This is a genomic window from Hyella patelloides LEGE 07179, from assembly GCF_900659865.1.
GTDB lineage: Bacteria > Cyanobacteriota > Cyanobacteriia > Cyanobacteriales > Xenococcaceae > Hyella > Hyella patelloides.
Genome location: NZ_LR213909.1, coordinates 1 through 18,051 on the forward strand (window position 1 = coordinate 1; position 18,051 = coordinate 18,051).

The window sequence follows — 18,051 nt, forward strand, 5'->3', positions numbered from 1 at the left end:
CCACCGCTTCAATCTCTTCAATTCTCGGTATTTTCTCGGATAACTGCCGTTCCATACAGATAACAACTACGTGAGAAGACTGAAGAATATTTGTTCTCATTCGCTCATGTTTTTCTGTTTTAAACTTAGCTTCTGGAGTTAATTGTTGATAAAGATTCGCCTGGAAATCAGCTAGTTTTTCAAGTCCGCTATCAGTAAAAACTTTAAATCTCCAAGGTTGAGTTAAACCATGAGTAGGAGCCCAATTAGCATTTCCTAAGATCTGCCACACTAAAGAATCTTCAATTTTTTTACCATTAAAATAGCGAGGTTTTGTCGAACGACGATTATGAATTAATTCGTTAAGGCAATCTGTAAAAGAATTCATTTGAATGAATAGTAATTAAGTTGTTAGATTAAATGTTCCGTAAACTATCTGACGTAATTATACTGAAATTAAGTTTTCCAAGTAAGTATAAATTCAAAGGGTATATATTTTTAAATGAAATTGCTTAGCAAAGTATTATTCATTAGTTAATAGTAAAATCTTTGCCGTAATCAAAACTAAAGGTTATTATCGCAGAAGAAAGTTCACACAAAAAGAAAGCGTCAAAAACTAGAAGCGAGGATACTAGAAAAAATATCACAATCATGAATTTTTTCAGCCCTTATTATCTAGTCAGCACTTTGTTAAACTAACATTTTGTTGAAATACACTGGTTTACCAACCTATTCCCAATTAGTTAACTTATCTTTTGGAATACCAATCACAATTGAGGAGGCTAACGAATACTAGGGCTGTCTTAGCAGGTTTACTACTCAGTTTTTAAACCCCACCTCCACTATTCTTTTAAAGGTAGTACCAGCCTCTCATAAAGTCAAATAAGCTTCGCCTATATTCAGCGAAGTGTTTTTAAAAATACAAGGTCAGAATAAGCTCCGTCATCAAACGGTGGAATAATCTCTGACTTCAATAGCATATAACTCGACAGTATTACTTATGAAGGATAATTCACAAAGAGATAGCAAAAAACTCTTACTTATTGATGATGACCCCAATTTGATTTTATTGGTTAAAGACTATTTAGAATTTAGGGGGTATGATGTAATGACCGCAGAAAATGGTCGGGAAGCTTTAGAAGTATTAGACAACAAAGTACCTGACATGATCATCTGTGATGTCATGATGCCAGAAATGGATGGCTATTCTTTAGTAAAACACATCAGACAAGAACCACGCACTAACACCATTCCCGTATTATTTCTTTCTGCCAAAGGTCAAAGCCAAGATCGCGTCAAAGGTTTAAATGAAGGTGCAGATGTCTACATGGTAAAGCCTTTTGAACCAGAAGAATTAGTCGCCCAAGTAGAATCCTCATTAAAGCAAATTAAACGATTAGTTGATGGTAGAGGTAGAGGATTGGGCGAAGGTCCAACAATTCATGTTCCCCATAATGTAGAGTTGACACCCACAGAATTAAAGGTAGTTCAGCTAGTAGCTAAAGGAATGGCTAATCGTAATATTGCAGAACAATTAAATGTTAGTCAAAGAACTATTGAAAGCCATGTTTCTAATATGTTAAACAAGACCAGTCTCAAAAATCGTACTGAGTTGGCACGCTGGGCAATAGAAAGCAACATGACTTAAATTGCTAATAACTTTTGTCAAAAGTGCCGTGCGCTCGATAAATACTTTGTGGGCGTAACGGCTATTTTTGCCAGTAAGGATATTTTTCTGTAAAATCGATTAGAGATTAATTTTTGAGTGTTTTCAACAGCAGTAAAAGTACCATAAAAATACCATGAGTAAATTAACTAATCTTTGAATTTTAGATGAATAATTTAAAACTTTTTGTTTTATATTAAGCTGTATTTATTATAATTTTTTACTCAATATAGTTAGAGAAAGATAACTAAGCTGTATCAGAAATCAAATTATATTTGCCCAGGCTGTAAATCCCCTTTGCTTAAATTTTGGCCCCTAGCTCTCTCTCCAGATAGATTAAAACTCAGTCAATTATGGTGGAAATTGTTGATTTTATAGTTCATTTAACTACTATTATTAGAAGTATTTCATAATCTCCGCTTAAAAATGTTCGTTCTGAAGTGTTTTCGGGAACTTTAAAGATAACAGGCTAAGGGATACTGAAATAATTTTTGTCTCTTGTTCATACCTTAAATATTTTTACCAACTAAATTCCAAGAGAGAATAATTAATATATGGTAGGCTCCCAAAGCAAAATACATTAACCCTGATTATGATTCAGTAATACAAGTGCAAGCAATAGATTTAGGGATTAGAGTTCCCAGCATGAACAAACCAAGAAACAGACTTTTTTGTCGTTTAGATGGTCAAACTCCTTCTCAAAGAATCCAAAAAAGATCTGCTACTTTAAGTCACTTAGGCTTATTAGCATCAGAAAGTGTTCCTGTATTTGAAGAAGCTACTCAAACAGCTTCTAGTTTTCTGGAAGCACCAATCTGTATTCTTGGTTTAGGAGTTGATAATGAATTGTGGTTTAAGTCTACATTTGGCATCTCTTCTATGGGTTTGATGAACCAATTGGCTTCTTATCGCAAAATACCTTTAGAGGAATCTTTTAGCACTTATGTTATTGATAGCGAACAACCTTTAGCTATCGACAATACGGTCACAAATGCAGTTTTTGCTACTAGTAGTTTAACTCAACACTATGGTATCAGAGCATATTTGGGAGTTCCTCTAATTAGTTCTGAAGGATTGTGTTTAGGAACTTTAGAGGTAATGGATACCGAGCCTAGAGAGTTTACCTCTAAAGATTTAGACTTTTTGGCTTTGACTGCCAGATGGTGCTTGAGAGAGTTTGAGCGTGACTATGCTATTAAGAATCAGCAACAACCATCAACGGAAGCTTCAAGTCATTTATCTCTGGCTGTAAGCAATTCTGCTCAATGGAAATCCGATTATTTGGGAACACGAAATAGTTCTGAGTCTACATCAAGCAATATTAATGCAACTAATTTAATTAAGGTCAAGCTCCTAGGGCAACTAACTCAAGAATTACGTACTCCTTTAACTTCGGTTATTGGCATGGCAAGCGTTTTAAGAAGAGAAGTTTATGGACCTTTGACGATTAAGCAAAGAGAATATTTAGAAATTATTCATAATAGCGGTCAGAATCTAATTTCTTTAGTAGATGAAATTGTTAATTTGGGAGTTTTAGGTAATCAAGACTCTACAGTTAAAAAATCTTCTGTGGATATTGAGATGTTGTGTCAGCAAGTAATCAACAGCTTGGTAGATATTGGAAAACAGCATCAGCAGAGTCTACGCTTATCTGTAGAGCCAGGAAACCGCATTTGGTTATTAGATAAAGACAAAGTAAAACAGGCTTTATATTATCTGATTATTAGTGTGCTAGAAATGTCTGAATCTGGTGGAGAGGTAAGAATTCACGTTTCTCGTCGTAACCGTGCTTTAAATTTAGCAGTTTGGTTATCTCATCCCTGGTTGGGAGATGGTTTACCTCAAGTAGAATTTTATTCGCAATCTGTTACCAAGGCATTAGCAATTGCAGAATCGCAAAACTTTGAAAACACTGCTAGTTCTGGAATGAGCGATGTCTTGTTAGGCAATCGGGTCTTAACCGCTTCTGCTTTGATGACGGTTATCAATAGCCAGAAAAAGACAAGTAGTGTTAATCAAAAACAAGCAGATCGAGTTTCTCGCGATGTTTTGGGTTTACTATTCTCTTGCCACTTGACCGAATTGCATCAAGGCAAAATAATCGTTCAAGGCTCTCCTGAAGCTGGCTATCGCTATATTATTCAACTGCCTAAATTAGAACAGGATGAGAGTAAATTGGGATAGAATGAGCCGTATTAAGCAACCAGTAGTTGGTAGTGTAAGATCTAACTTTTGATATCCTTAAAACACTACCACTATAGTTGTGGATGTTCTACCTGTTCTGCTCATGAAATCAAGCAAGATAAGCATTGTCTCAGCAAAACCTGACCTCAATCCCTGGTTTAGCAGTAGCTATCTTTTTCGCTTTGTTAATAGTCTATCTGCTTGGCGGTCTGGGAGTTTGCTGCTTCAATGGTCAGAAATAATTGGAGTTTGTTTACTCAGTTTCGTTTTTTGGCTCGCACCCTTTGTTTCTACGAGTTTAATCGGGGTCTTATTAATAGCAATTGGTAGTTACTGGGTTCTCATTACCGCTTCAGATGAGCAATCTTTAGGGATAACTCCTATTCATTGGCTGGTTTTACTCTATTGGGCTATTGCTACTCTAGCAATGGCATTTTCTCCCGTAAAAGCAGAAGCAATTACAGGATGGATTAAACTAACGTTATATTTAACCATGTTTGCTTTGGCTGCCAGGGTGTTACGCTCACCTAGGCTATGTAATTGGTTAGTTACAGGATTTTTATTAACCGCTTTAATTGTTAGCAGTTACGGCATTCGTCAACAGTATTTAGGTGTAGAGCAGTTAGCAACTTGGAACGATCCTAATTCTGCCCTAGCTAATGATACTAGGGTGTATAGCTATTTGGGTAACCCTAATCTTTTGGGAGGTTACTTACTCCCAGCGATCGCTCTTAGTGTGGGAGCTATTCTAGTTTGGCGTGGTTGGATGCAAAAAACCCTGGCTGTATTGATGTTTGGGGCTAATTCTGCTTGTTTATTTTTTACCGATAGTCGTGGTGCTTGGCTAGCGATGATTGCTTTGGCTACCACGATGTTTGTACTGCTTTATTGGTGGTGGCGAGATTATTTACCCCGTTTTTGGCGCATTTGGCTGCTACCCCTGGTTTTTGGCATAGCAGGGGGCTTATTAGTGGTTACTATTTTGGGGGTAGAATCAGTTAGATTGCGCTTTGAGAGTATTTTTGCAGGTAGTGAAGATAGCAGTAATAGTTTCCGTCAGTTTGTTTGGCGCACTGTATTTCAAATAATTAAACAATATCCTATTCTAGGTATTGGCCCTGGTAATGAAGCATTCAACGCGGTGTACCCTCGTTATATGGATCCTCGTTATCCCGCTTTGAGTGCTTATTCTATTTACCTAGAACACATTGTAGAAATGGGTTATGTAGGCTTTATTAGCTTTTTAGGACTAATTTTTACTACCTTGGGACATGGCTGGATACAAATAAATCGTTTACGTCAGTCAAGAAGCAATCAAGGGATTTGGTTGATTACTGCGATCGCTGCTACGGTGGGCTTATTAGTTCATGGAGTAGTAGATACTGTGTGGTATCGTCCTTCTATCCACAGTTTATGGTGGTTAATGCTAGGCATTATTGCTAGTCAATATTCATCAGAAGTCAGGAGCGGTGCGACCCTACGGAATTTGACGAGCGACTAGGCGTGATTAAAGCGAGCGAACTTGATGAGTTTAACTCATCTAAAGCAAGCGCGAGCAATCATGACATGAGAATGCGCGAGTAATCCGTTTACACCTCACATTCCGCAGAAAAATTTAATTTCTTCGTGATTTTTTGAGCAATTTAGTCTACACACTTTAAGAGATAGAGAATACAGCGATTTTAGAAACAGAATAAGAACTAATATATTATTTGGTGTTTTTGAAGATTGGCGATTGCTATAAACGGCTATATTCAAGCAAATTCATTTAATTATTTCCTTGAGAAAATTATCTGCGGAATGTCAGTTACACCCGACGCATCTTCGTGTTTATCCTTGAATGGGGACAAGGAAACGCTGACCAAGACACCGAAAGCCCTAAAGGACTCGCTCTCCTAAAGGACTCGGCTTCGCCGTCGCGCATCGAAGAAATCAGAAATTCAGAAGCCAGAAATCAGTAATTTAATACCAGCTACTCCAACTTCTTCTACTTAATTGAAATTCTAATCTTCGGCTACCATTACCACTGTAATATTATCTGAGCCTCCCGCATTCTTAGCTGCGTTAACTAATTCGGTAGCTAATTGTTTGTAGTCTTGCTCTTTTGTCAGTAGGGCTGTAATTTCTTCGTCTGATACTTCTTCGGTTAGCCCATCACTGCACATCAGAAGCAAGTCTCCAGATTGGATATCTAATTCTTGGAGATCTACTCTAAACAAATCTTTACGTCCCAAACACTGGGATAAGACGTGTCGCCAAGGATGAACTTTTGCTTGCTCTTTGGTGATTTCTCCTGATTTCATTGCCAAGCTGACCCAGGTATGGTCTTCTGTAACTTGTTTCAATTCAGAATTACGCCAACGATACAAACGGGAATCTCCCACATGAACGCACCAAGGGCGATCGCGAAAAATTATAGCTACCACTGTTGTCCCCATATCTCCCCTTTCTGGATGAAGAGATTGATCGTCTAAAATACCTTGATTAGCCTTCTCAATAGCTTCTTGGAGTAGGATATCAGAAGTCATTGCCTCCTCATCCCAATGCTTTTCTAAATGTGCTTGAATTTTTTCGGTAGCAATCTTGCTCGCTTCTTGTCCGCCCGCATGTCCTCCCATACCATCTGCGACGATAAAAAAGCGTCCTTGGGGATCGTCAACATAGTAGCTATCTTGGTTGACAGCCCTTACAATTCCTGTATCAGTGAGTCCGACAAAGCGACGTTTCATAGATAATTTAGCCAATATACATTCAAATATTAGAACATTCGATCTATACGATCTATTTTTTTCCGCAATCGTAACAGTGACCATCCAGGGATAACTGCTACGCACAATGCGATCGCTGCCACAATTTTACTTCCATTGGTAAATAACAGGGTAGCAGATAGAATTAGGGTGCTCAGAAGTATAGTATAGTTCGTTCCTAATTGTATGGCACTCAAACGGCGCAATACTCGCTCTGATTCGAGGGAACGGACACGAACTCTTAAATCACCCCTTTCTAGCTTATCTATTGTATCCTCAATTCGTCTAGGCAGTCCTAAAGCACTACTACCTACTTGAGCAGCTTGTCTACCTAGTTCGTCCAGGATAGTGTTACCGCCGTTGCCGTTACTATTTGTCATAATTTGCATTGCGAAGGGTTGAGCCACTTCCATAAAGTTAAATTTAGGGTCAAGACCTTTACCGACCCCTTCTAGGGTAGAAAAAGCACGCATTACAAAGGTAAAGGTTGCAGGAAAGCGAAAGGGTTGTCCGTAAGCAATTTCAAACAGGTCTTCGCTGATAGCGTCTATAGATTGTTCTTCAAAAGGTTTATCCATGAAGTTGTCTAGCATATACTGAATCGAACGCTTGACAGGGGTTAAATCTCCTGTAGGTACTACAGCTCCTAATTCAATCAAAGAATCTACTACCAGAGTGCCATCTTTTTGAGCAATACCAAACAAGGTATCCATTAATTTTTCACGGATGTTGTTTTTTATTTGTCCCATCATGCCAAAGTCATAAAATATTAACCCACCATCAGGACTAGCTGCAATATTTCCTGGGTGGGGATCGGCATGGAAAAAGCCATTATTTAGTAGTTGGTAAAGATAAGCTTTTGCCCCTAATTTTGCCAAGTTAGCACGGTCTAAACCTGCTGCTTCAATTGCTTCATAATGGCTAATTTTAATTCCTGGTAAATACTCTAAAGTTAAAACCTTGGGAGAGGCGTATTTCCAGTAAACACGGGGTACTTTTACCCAATCTTCATCGCGGAAGTTACGGCGAAAGGTATCGGCATTACGTCCTTCGTTAAGATAGTCGGTTTCTTCCCACAATATACGAGCGCATTCTTCGTAAATACCACTCCAATCTCTTCCTTTGCCCCAACGAGGATGATTTTGGAAGTAATTAGCAATTTGCTTGAGAATACCTAGATCGATAGTGAACAGTTGCTTCAGCCCTGGTCTTTGAATTTTAACTACTACTTCGTCTCCGTTAGCAAGTTGTGCTTTATGGACTTGTCCTAAACTAGCTGCTGCTAAAGGTATCGGATCGAATTTTTGAAATAGCTTTTCAACGGGTCTTCCTAGTTCGTCTTCTATAATTGCCGAAACCTGTTCATAGGAAAAAGCTGGCACTCTATCCTGTAGTTTAGAAAGCTCTGTTACATATTCAGCAGAAAACAGATCGGCTCTTGTGGAAAATAGCTGACCCGCTTTAATAAATGTAGGTCCTAGGTCTAGTAGGCTTTCTTTAATCCAAACGGCTTGAGCTTTACGCCTCACTACTGCTTTTGCTTCACTGTAACCGCCAGCATAAGTCCATTTACGATTATTGCGCCATAGCTTGAACGATAGAGTAAACACGAATGTCCAAATATCGATACGACGACGAGTATGAGAATAATTTTTCTTGTTCCAACGGTAGGATTTTTTGGCAGATTCCAAAGTTTCTAGCGATCGCTTGGACGGGCTAGAGTTATAATCCAATATTTTCTGGGAATCGGGAGAGGCAGCAGACACTCTAGTTTCTTTGTTAAATGTTGTTTGATAAAAGGAGACAGTGTGATACAAAAAGAAATTTTTTATATTGGCAATCTCGCAAAGTAAGGCGATCGCTTTAAGTAAAACCAGCAAAATTGCCTACGATAATTTAGTGTTTGGCAATCTTATCAAGTAAATTTTAATTACGATACTGTTTTAATTCTGCTCTAAGTTCAGCAATTTCTGCTCTTAATTGATCGAGCATCTCTTGTAAATCTCCAGAAGTTTCGGTTCCTTGAGAGCTAGTAGAATCTGTAGTATACTCACTGCTAGCAGACTGTTGAGCGCGTAACTGAACTTCTTCTATAAATGCTCTCAGGTTTTCTCTTTGCTCGGCATCAAACTTACCAAGCTCGCTCAAAGCGTTGGTGTAAGCGTCTTCTAATTTCTCTCCAACAACTTCTGCTAAAGCTCGACCGAGAAAAAAAGCATCAATGACGGGGTTGCTCATTATAGTAATGTTTCTTAATCTGTTTCGTAACAAATTATATCTTGTATTTTCCGTAGCGAGTGGTTAATCGTTTCAAAATTCTCAAAAAAGTTCGATAAATAGGAATTGGTGGCTATTTAAAACTAATTCAATTTGATTGTAAAGCCAAGAACATAGAGATCGGAAGTTATTGTATTCTCTTACATACTTGTTTTACTTTGAATAGTAAATTATCTACATTAAAATAATATTTAAATAAAGAAGGTTCTACTGATACTTAACGGTAATAGTGGATTTTTTCAAGAACCCAGATAAGCGATCGCTAAATTTAAGCTTGTAATTGGTTATAATTCTCAAAGTGATCGCTTGAATAATAGTTCGTGCCGTTTTCGGATGGTCTGTCTCTTGAATGCGATTCAAGAGTTTATTGGCTCCCCGTTCGTTGTATTTATCCTTATTATCCTGCCCTGACGGCAAGCCTTTGAGATGGGAGAACGAATGAGGACGGCGGAGTCCCGTCCCATCTTCGTCCCAAACTAAGCGGGACTTGTACCCATCGCATTGGAGTATAAATGGGATCGTATCAAGCGGGATCGAGATAATCTGTGACTAGATCGAATCTAGTTTACTGAGCCCACTTTTTTGACACTCTGAAAGATTAAAAGTTTTTGCAACAATCCTTGACTAAGTTTATTAAATTGTCAAAAAAGTTGCTCTTGATTTTAATTAGACAATGGAAATCATTTTCAATGAATCGCTTCCTCAATAAAAAACTCCGCAAAGTCAGAAAATCATTATTGTCTGGCACAACTTTTTTCCTGATTATTTTTTTTAGTATTTGTCTTGTGTCTTTTTCATTTGCAGAAGGAGTTCAAACACCAAGAGGAGAAGCTCCTCCTAAACCAGAAAAGCCTAAAATTATCGCTATTGCACCGCCTAAAAACTTACAGTTGACAGCAGAAGTTCCTATAATTCAGTTTGTTGACAATACAGTTCCTGAAAAATGGTTATATGCAAATTCCAGTACTAAGTTCCAGGAATTTAAATTATTACCAGATAATAAACTAGTCAAAGAAAGCTTACCAGATTTTACTGATACGATTAATCTCAATACCTTTGCCAAAGAACAACAAGATAATCGTTCTATTTTCTATACTGTAGTCGCTTTTGAGCAACCCCAACTATTGCGTGTTTGTTACGGTTTAACTGACTCGAATATAACAGCGAATATGGTGGTAGCGAAAAAACCTGTTAAGCATGGAACATTAATTAGAGTAAGAAAGGGCTTGTATCCTATTGCAATCAAAGTAAATTATGAGGAGCCAGGACAATTAGCTTCTCTAGCAACGCGCTTTACTAAAGTTACCGAACAAGAAGTTGAGGAAGTATATCAATGGCGTTTAGCAAGTTGGCGAAAAACTATTGCTATGAGCCAAGAAAATGATGATAAACTTTTAGCCTCAGTCAAATTTGACCCCACAACAATTCGTGGTCAAGAAGGTTTTTTTCGAGTTGGTAAAAGTATCAATGGAAAATGGTGGTTTATAGACCCAGAAGGCAAGGCTTTTTATCATAAAGGTTCTACAGGTTTAAATGCAGGAGGCAATGGAGGTAGAAGAGCCAATTTGCCCCCTGTTTCTGACCAAACAGCTAGAAAGTGGGTTGGCTATCTGAAGTCATGGGGCTTTAATGCTATGGGTTCTTGGACTACCCCCGAATTCTTTGATAAAAATATGCCTTTTACGGAAATTATTGAAACGTTTTATGAAGAACCCTGGCTGAAAAATAAATTTCCTGATGTCTGGGATTCTCGTTGGAGCGATCATGTTGATGCGAAATGTAAAAAGCTTTGTCAACCTCTTAAAAACAACAAAATGTTGCTTGGTTATTTTCTAGATAACGAACGGGGGTTTATGGAAGTTCTCAAGCACAATGAAAGAATTATCGCTAATGCTCCTATATATCAAGCTGAAAAAACTACTGAAAAACAAAATTCTGAACTGCCTGAAGAACCAATTTTAAATGCTGAAGGCATCGGTTTATTACAATTTTCTCTTTCCCAACCAGATGATGTACCTGCCTCTCTAAAAGCCTGGGAATTCGTTTTGCAACGACATAAATCCCTTGAAGGTCTTAGTAAAGCTTGGCAAATTAATATTAATTCTCAAGATTCTCTTAAAAATCTGACAGCAGAGCGAAAACTATTAATTTCTCCTGCCTACTTAAAAGATCAACACGACTTTGTCAAACTCTGGGTTGAACAATATTATCAAGTTGTCAGGAAAAAAATCCATAAGTACGATCCCAATCATCTTTTACTAGGTACTCGTTGGGGTGGAACACCTGGTTCTGCGGTTTTGGAAGCAGAACGAAAATGGACTGATGTAGTTTCTCAAAATAATTATCGAGCTAATTTCTACGAGCGTTTTGATGAGTTATATCAGGAAGTTCAACTTCCTATTCTCAATGGTGAGATCAATACCAGATCTGGTCATTTTCTTTCTATCCCTAATCCGATCGAACCTCCAGGAGGCTACGATCGAGCAACTCGGCGTATGCTGCGTGAAGAAGATGCTTTAAATCGAATTTTTTCCCATCCAGGTGTACTAGGTTACACAAAATATCGCTGGCACGGAAGGAGAAGTCTGTTTTGGCAAAATCAACCAAACCTAGACGTTGTTAATCCTCTTAAGTGGGCTAACTCCCGTGCCATATCTATTGCTACGGATTGGGATCGACCACCAGTAAAAACAAAAGCTCCTCTGAATGGACAAATTTTTATGACTCTTCAGAGTGGGAAGGTTGATGTGGAACAATTAACTCCAGCCCGAAAAAGCGTTCGCGTAGCGCAGGCTTCGCCTGACCGCCCTAGTTGGAAACTGAAAGGAAGAGAACTAATTATTGGTATGGTTTGTCGCCAGGGAGTCTGGGATCGAAAAGTCTATGGTGACGACATTCAAGGAACAGTAGTTGATGCTCAAAATGATGGCGAGCTAATTAAACTGAAGCTTAAGCTCAAAGACAACCTTAACTTAGACACAAAATTACAAGCTGATGCTGAATATACTCTTAACTTAACCAGAAATGACACTAAGTTAGAGGGAACATTTGGGGGGCTATACAACAATTATTCAGTTCAAGGTAGGGCAATAGGCTACCTTCACCGTCCTGTTGCAACAGTCAGATATTAACCCAAGTTGCTAGTTGGTAAAAAAGGAGCAAACAGTAATTCATCGGGATATTAAACCACAAAATCTTATTTATCAACCCGATACGGGTAAGGTTTTTTAGTGGATTTTGGTGCAGTACAGGATGTTTATCATCATACAGTGCTTATGAGGTTATTAGATTTATTATTTTATTTTAAAATTATTACTAATCTTGATTAATTCATGAGTGGTTACTGCTTTGATTGCCAGGCAATAAGAATTTAAAAAAGCTAAGAAGATAAAAGATATTATTATGTAAATAGCAAAAATTAAAAATACTAATAATGGATGTTTTTCTGTATTGTTCAATAAAGGAAAAGTTATAAATGATAAACTAGAATCGACTAGATAAATCCCTGGAATAATCACCAGTGTCTCTAATAAAGTTACTAGTAATATTGGAGACAGATGTCTTTGTGTTAATTCTTTACTATATTTAAGGCTTTCAAAAGCTGTCATATTTTCAGTAACAGCTAAAAGAACATCAAAAATCAACAAATGACCAATAGCAAAAATATAAACAAATAGATAAATAAAGGTTTTTAGAAAATATTTGAAAGAATGAATCGCAATTAAGAAATCATTAAATATTTTGTTTTGCAGGAAAAATTGGGAAACATTGTCAAGATTAAATTGAGAAAAAAGACTGTAGATAAACCCAGAAATTACTATCAAAACTGGAAGTAAAATTCCTTTGATAATAAGTAAAATAATTTGGATCGCAAAAATTACTAATATAGCTGCTGAAAAGAATTTCCAGATGCGAGATTCAATAAATCGATGAGCTTCTTTAATAGTATCTGGTTCTTCAATAACCTCATAAAATACTAAATAAGAAATTAAGCCATTCAAAGATAAATATTTAGCAAAGCCATATATAGGTATCAAGAGCCATAAACAAGCCTTAAAAGCTATCAAATAATAATCTTTAAAATGATTTTTATAGATTCGGAATCCAGTTCTGAGTATTGTTTTTGGTTTTAAGTAAAGATAATTCTCTGATTTTTGCCTCCTTGTATACTCAACATCTGATTGATCCATAATCAAACACTATCTGTAACACTACTAAAGTGAAAATTTTCTACTTTACAGGTAGGTATAACTCCTCTTCCGCAACGTTTAACTTTTCCTAACGCAGAGATATTTTTCAGCATTTCAGGTAGGCTTTGATTGAAACGGAGATTTTGAATTGGGTAAGCTATTTTTCCATTTTCAATTAAGAAAGTACCGTCTCTAGTCATTCCAGTGACTTCTAGGGTGCGGGGATTAACGTAACGTACATACCAAGCGCGAGTTACTAAAATGCCTTTTTCGGTACTAGCAATTAACTCTTCTGTAGTCTGGTTTCCCCCTGTCATTACAATGGGATACATTCCCCCTGTGGGTTGCTTTGATTTTTGTTGCGCCCAATAACGACTGTAAGAAAGAGTTTGAGGTGTACCATCTTTAACAATATCTAAATAGCTATTGGGTAAACCATTACCAAAGAATACCCCTGACTGTAACAAAGAATGGGCAGGATTGCGCTGTACCTGTACTAGAGAGTTAAATAATTGTTCGCCGACACGATTGCTAATATTACCATTATCATCGTTGCGAGACATAAAGGAACGTCCTTCATCGGCAGCCCTCGCATCCATATTCCAAATCACCCAAGGAAGTAAAGAAGCCATTGCTTGAGGCTCAAAAATAACTGTATAATCTCCTGGTGAGATCGCTTGGGGATTACGAGAAGCGATCGCTTTTTTAATAGTTTTTTTCGTGGTTTCTAAAATGGGTAAAGATGCCATATCCCAGGCTGTCAGCTGACTCCAGCTAGAACCGTTTTCTTGACGGGCGGTAAAGCTAAAATCGGCATCTGTGCCTTGTTGGGCAGCCTTTAAACCCACAGAGTTACCAATTGCCATTAAAGAAATGCTACTACTAAGAGTCCCCGAACCTTCTACACCTGATTTTTGCGCTTGACTACATACTTGCTGTACGATTTCCCCTCTATCTAAAGGCGAGAAATCAATTAAAGCCGAGTCAAAGGCTGGTTTACGTTCCTCGTAAGACTGTGATGGTAGTAATTCTATCCATTCTGGGTCTTCTGGGGCAAATTTAGCTAATTCTTCGGCACGACGCATGGTAGCAATAATGGCTTCTCGATCTAATTCTGTTGTGGAAGCAGAAGCACTTTTTTGACCGAAATAGCTAGTAACAGTGAGATTAAAACGATTTTTGTGGATATTCTGGCTAATCTGGTTTTCGGAAAAGCGACTCAACACAGATTCACTACTATTGAGGCTGACAAATACCCCTTCTGCTTGGGATTCTGCGATCGCATTTTCGATGATTTCTAAGGCTAACGCTTCAGTAATAATCTTGTCTGTAGTAACTAGCATGGCTTTTAAAGAATCAGGAACGAGGAACAAGGAACGAAGAGGCAAGAGTTAGTAGTCAGCAGGCAAGCAATTACGACAAATTATTAGAGATTGGCAATCAACCAATAGTAATAGAAAATGAACCACTAACCACCGTACAGACGTTCCGTTGGAACGTCTCTATCCTCCTTTCTTATCTAGTCAATATATTTATCTAAATCTAAGGATTTTACACCTTTCTCTTGAACTTCTATGAGCATTTCGCCAAATTGCTGCCACATAAAAGCACCTGTACCAATAGCGAGCAGTAGAGCAACACCATAAGCACTAATGATACCAAAACCTAATACTCGAAAACCGCCACCTAAAAATAACCAAACACCCAAACAAATTCCTGTATAGGAGATTTGCAGGTTTCTATCATTAAGAGTATAAGCATTTTTATCTTTGGGATTTTTGATCCATTTCGGAGTGATTTGTTCTAGTTGCTTCTGAAAAGTAACACCAAAAATCAACCCAATCAACAATCCGATTACAGGAAGAAATACAGGAGGCTGAGGAAAATAATACATAAATATTAGTATGTGTTGGGAAATGCTAAGTAACCTTATTTACTTTATCAATTGTTGGTTGTTCGTGCTTGATTGTCAGTCCCGTCAAGTCTCAAACTAAACGGGACTTTTACCGATCGCATTGGGGTATAAACGGAATAATATGGTTGGTTGTTGATTGTTAGTTACCAATAGCTAATTATTGCATAAAGCGATCGCTCTAGACGCGCAGGCTTTGCCCGATCGTCCATAAACATATCACTTCCTGGCTACTTAAATAGCAATCGCTATTTTAAAAATTAGGCTTGAAAATTCTCTGTAATACGTTTCATGGCTTCGTTAACATTTTCTCTGGTATTAAATGCAGAGATACGGAAATAACCTTCACCTGCTGCACCAAAACCAGAACCAGGAGTACCTACAACATAGGTAGTTTGAAGTAATTTATCAAAGAAATCCCAACTGGATAAATTAAAAGGAGTTTTTACCCATACATAAGGGGCATTAGTTCCGCCATAAACTTGAATTCCCGCAGAAGTCAATTTTTCGCAGATAATTTTGGCATTTTCCAGGTAAAAACTAATTAAAGCTTTCGTTTGCTGCACTCCCGCTTCAGAATATACTGCCTCCGCCCCTCTTTGCACAACGTAAGAAACACCATTAAATTTAGTAGACTGGCGACGATTCCAGAGTTTCCAAATTTCCACGTCTGAACCATCACTAGCTTTTCCTGTGAGGTTTTTGGGTACGACTGTTAACGCACAACGAGTTCCAGTAAACCCTGCATTTTTAGAGAAAGAACGAAATTCGATCGCGCAATCTTTTGCTCCTTCAATTTCATAAATAGAATGGGGTAAACTAGGGTCGGAGATAAACGCTTCGTATGCTGCATCGAAGAGAATAATTGATTGGTGTTCTTTGGCATAGTTAACCCAGGCTTGTAAGTGTTCTTTGGTTGCAGTTGCACCTGTAGGATTGTTGGGGAAACAGAGATAAATTAAATCTACTTTTTCCGTAGGAATTTCCGCCGTAAAGTTATTCTCGGCACTAATGGGAAGATAAACTAAACCTTCATATTCTCCTTTTTCGTTAATTTCTCCTGTATTTCCTGCCATCACGTTAGTATCTACATACACAGGGTATACGGGGTCTGTTACGGCAATTTTATTATCTTTGCCAAAAATATCGAGAATATTTCCACAGTCGCATTTTGAGCCATCAGAGATAAAGATTTCCGAGGCATCGATATCACATCCTCTAGCTTGAAAATCTTGGGTTGCAATTTTCTCTCTCAGCCAGAGATAACCCTGTTCGGGACCATAGCCTTTAAAAGTTGAGCGATCGCCCATTTCTTTAGTTGCTTCAATTATTGCAGTGCGACAAGCTTCTGGTAGAGGTTCGGTAACATCCCCAATTCCCAATTTAATAATGGGTGCGTCGGGGTTAGCTTCTGCAAAAGCTTTGACTCGTCTGGAAATTTCAGGAAACAGATATCCTGCTTTCAGTTTTAAATAATTGTCGTTAATCCTAGCCATACATATCTTGCTGTAAACACCATCTATAAAGCTTACTGTGTCATGTCTGTTTGTGAAAAATTAATTAATGTTAGCTTGGGTTAAGATAATTTAATAATTGGGTAAGCTATAAGCCTTATAATCTAAGTTTTTCCGAAAAAGCGATCGCTACAACCTAATACAACAACCGCCTTTCACTCTATCTTCTAGAGCCGACGCTTGAACCACTCAATAAGTAAATTTAGCAGTGCGTCGGCAGAGCGTTCCACCGCCCAAGCAAGTAGAGTAGAGATCGTTAGCAAAAGGATTTCTTCCATGAGTCTATGTGAGATAATTTTGACTCTTCAATAGTCTTCTAATCCTTGTGTGAGAAGGGCTGGCGTAAAATATGATTTGTGAATGAGTTGTGTGTGAGTTGTGTGAGTTGTGCTTATCTATGCTTGTTTTTAGACCCCTAACCCCCAATTCTGGAGGAAAAGAGTGTTGAATATCCCGCTAAAATAGGCGAAAGTAGTTGTGTTGGATCATGGCAAAGCGATCGCTACAAGTACATGAAGAATATCTCCAAAAAGCAAACAGTGCTTTTAATGTTTTGGGATTAACTCAAGAAAATTTTGCAGAAACAAGATTAAATATAAGCAGATCGACATTTTGCAAGTTTCTGACTGGAAAATCCATTGATAGAGAGAATTTTGTCAAAATTTGCCAAGCTCTTAAACTAGATTGTGAAGAAATAACAGGTATAAAAGAAGGTAGGGTGGGCATTGCCCACCCTACAGAATCAACAAAATCAAAGGAAGCAACAGAAAACATAGATATCAAAGCATTAGTAACCCAACTGCGCCAACAGGTAAAAGCCGATATAGAAATTCGCTGTGGCACAATGCGAATCTTAGATATGTCGCAGCCTATTGAATTAGGGAAGATTTACACTCAAGTTAATATTCTGGAAAAAATTATTAGTCGCCGACGCAAAGATATTACTGAATTACTGCAAAACTGCAACTTAGAAGATTTTAATCGATTTAACTTTGGCGCAATTAGGGAGGAGAGAATATTAGGAAAAGAAGCGGTTTCTAAGTATAAAAAGCTATTGATTTTAGGTAAGCCAGGGGCGGGTAAAACTACTTTTCTCAAGCATTTAGCGATTCAATGTAACCGAGACGAATTTCAAGGAGATTTAGTCCCTTTTTTTGTGACTCTTAAACTCACATTCCGCAGAAAAATTTAATTTCTTCGTGATTTTTTGAGCAATTTAGTCTACACACTTTAAGAGATAGAGAATACAGCGATTTTAGAAACAGAATAAGAACTAATATATTATTTGGTGTTTTTGAAGATTGGCGATTGCTATAAACGGCTATATTCAAGCAAATTCATTTAATTATTTCCTTGAGAAAATTATCTGCGGAATGTCAGCTTAAAGATTTTGTGGAAGCGGAGAATCGTCCGACTTTATTAACTTATCTCGATCCCCCTAAATCCCCCTTGTTAAGTAGGGCTGTTTCATTCTCGAACCAAGAAATGCGATCGTGAATAAAACAAGCATCAAACCAAATTAATGGCAAAAAGAAAGCAACAATGGTAAATTATTGCTCATATAGTCTAACGCCTCGGTCAA

Annotated in this window: 14 protein-coding genes; 6 read left to right on the top strand and 8 right to left on the bottom strand. The window is 37.7% G+C overall.

Going from position 1 to position 18,051, the window contains the following annotated elements; translation table 11 throughout:
- The coding region (locus H1P_RS20110) for a nitroreductase family protein (RefSeq protein WP_186376053.1) at positions 1-367 on the bottom strand (367 nt) is incomplete at its 3' end.
- Between the two features lie 612 nt (positions 368-979).
- Between H1P_RS20110 and H1P_RS20115 the strand changes: the two genes are divergently transcribed.
- From H1P_RS20115 to H1P_RS20125, 3 genes are all read left to right on the top strand, one after another.
- Positions 980-1,627, top strand: a complete 648-nt coding sequence (locus tag H1P_RS20115) for a response regulator transcription factor (protein ID WP_144870682.1) — start codon at positions 980-982, stop codon at positions 1,625-1,627.
- A 663-nt stretch (positions 1,628-2,290) separates the two neighbouring features.
- Positions 2,291-3,829 carry a GAF domain-containing sensor histidine kinase gene (locus H1P_RS20120; RefSeq protein ID WP_144870684.1) on the top strand — a complete coding sequence of 513 codons (1,539 nt, stop codon included), beginning with the start codon at positions 2,291-2,293 and terminating at the stop codon, positions 3,827-3,829.
- A gap of 103 nt (positions 3,830-3,932) precedes the next feature.
- Positions 3,933-5,330: an IctB family putative bicarbonate transporter gene (locus H1P_RS20125; protein WP_144870686.1), complete on the top strand. Its 1,398-nt coding sequence runs from the start codon at positions 3,933-3,935 to the stop codon at positions 5,328-5,330.
- A 502-nt stretch (positions 5,331-5,832) separates the two neighbouring features.
- Here H1P_RS20125 and H1P_RS20130 read toward each other — a convergent pair.
- The 3 genes from H1P_RS20130 to H1P_RS20140 form a co-directional block, all read right to left on the bottom strand.
- Complete coding sequence (locus H1P_RS20130; RefSeq protein WP_144870688.1) at positions 5,833-6,558, bottom strand: Stp1/IreP family PP2C-type Ser/Thr phosphatase; 726 nt, start codon at positions 6,556-6,558, stop codon at positions 5,833-5,835.
- A 29-nt stretch (positions 6,559-6,587) separates the two neighbouring features.
- On the bottom strand, positions 6,588-8,309 hold the full coding sequence (locus H1P_RS20135; RefSeq protein WP_342799608.1) for an ABC1 kinase family protein: 1,722 nt from the start codon (positions 8,307-8,309) through the stop codon (positions 6,588-6,590).
- Positions 8,310-8,502: 193 nt separating this feature from the next.
- The gene (locus H1P_RS20140; RefSeq protein ID WP_144870690.1) at positions 8,503-8,814 is read right to left on the bottom strand and encodes a DUF6825 family protein; all 312 of its coding nucleotides are present in this window, start codon (positions 8,812-8,814) and stop codon (positions 8,503-8,505) included.
- Positions 8,815-9,638: 824 nt separating this feature from the next.
- On the opposite strand from H1P_RS20140, the gene H1P_RS20145 reads away from it, so the two are divergent.
- Positions 9,639-11,984, top strand: coding sequence for a hypothetical protein (locus H1P_RS20145; protein WP_222427145.1), 2,346 nt, complete (start codon positions 9,639-9,641; stop codon positions 11,982-11,984).
- A gap of 162 nt (positions 11,985-12,146) precedes the next feature.
- On the opposite strand, the gene H1P_RS20150 is transcribed toward H1P_RS20145, so the two are convergent.
- The 4 genes from H1P_RS20150 to H1P_RS20165 all read right to left on the bottom strand — a co-directional run bounded on the left by H1P_RS20150 (position 12,147) and on the right by H1P_RS20165 (position 16,451).
- Positions 12,147-13,043 carry a hypothetical protein gene (locus H1P_RS20150; protein WP_144870694.1) on the bottom strand — a complete coding sequence of 299 codons (897 nt, stop codon included), beginning with the start codon at positions 13,041-13,043 and terminating at the stop codon, positions 12,147-12,149.
- 2 nt (positions 13,044-13,045) lie between these two features.
- The gene (locus H1P_RS20155) at positions 13,046-14,386 is read right to left on the bottom strand and encodes a TldD/PmbA family protein (protein WP_144870704.1); all 1,341 of its coding nucleotides are present in this window, start codon (positions 14,384-14,386) and stop codon (positions 13,046-13,048) included.
- A 176-nt stretch (positions 14,387-14,562) separates the two neighbouring features.
- Positions 14,563-14,937 (bottom strand): hypothetical protein, encoded by a 375-nt coding sequence (locus H1P_RS20160; protein WP_144870696.1) that lies wholly within the window; start codon positions 14,935-14,937, stop codon positions 14,563-14,565.
- A 278-nt stretch (positions 14,938-15,215) separates the two neighbouring features.
- Complete coding sequence (locus tag H1P_RS20165) at positions 15,216-16,451, bottom strand: LL-diaminopimelate aminotransferase (protein WP_144870698.1); 1,236 nt, start codon at positions 16,449-16,451, stop codon at positions 15,216-15,218.
- Between the two features lie 493 nt (positions 16,452-16,944).
- Here H1P_RS20165 and H1P_RS20170 point away from each other — a divergent pair, with 493 nt between their 5' ends.
- Complete coding sequence (locus H1P_RS20170; RefSeq protein WP_144870700.1) at positions 16,945-17,661, top strand: NACHT domain-containing protein; 717 nt, start codon at positions 16,945-16,947, stop codon at positions 17,659-17,661.
- Positions 17,662-17,822: 161 nt separating this feature from the next.
- The gene (locus tag H1P_RS36310; RefSeq protein ID WP_186376054.1) at positions 17,823-17,966 is read left to right on the top strand and encodes a hypothetical protein; all 144 of its coding nucleotides are present in this window, start codon (positions 17,823-17,825) and stop codon (positions 17,964-17,966) included.
- Positions 17,967-18,051: the final 85 nt, after the last annotated feature.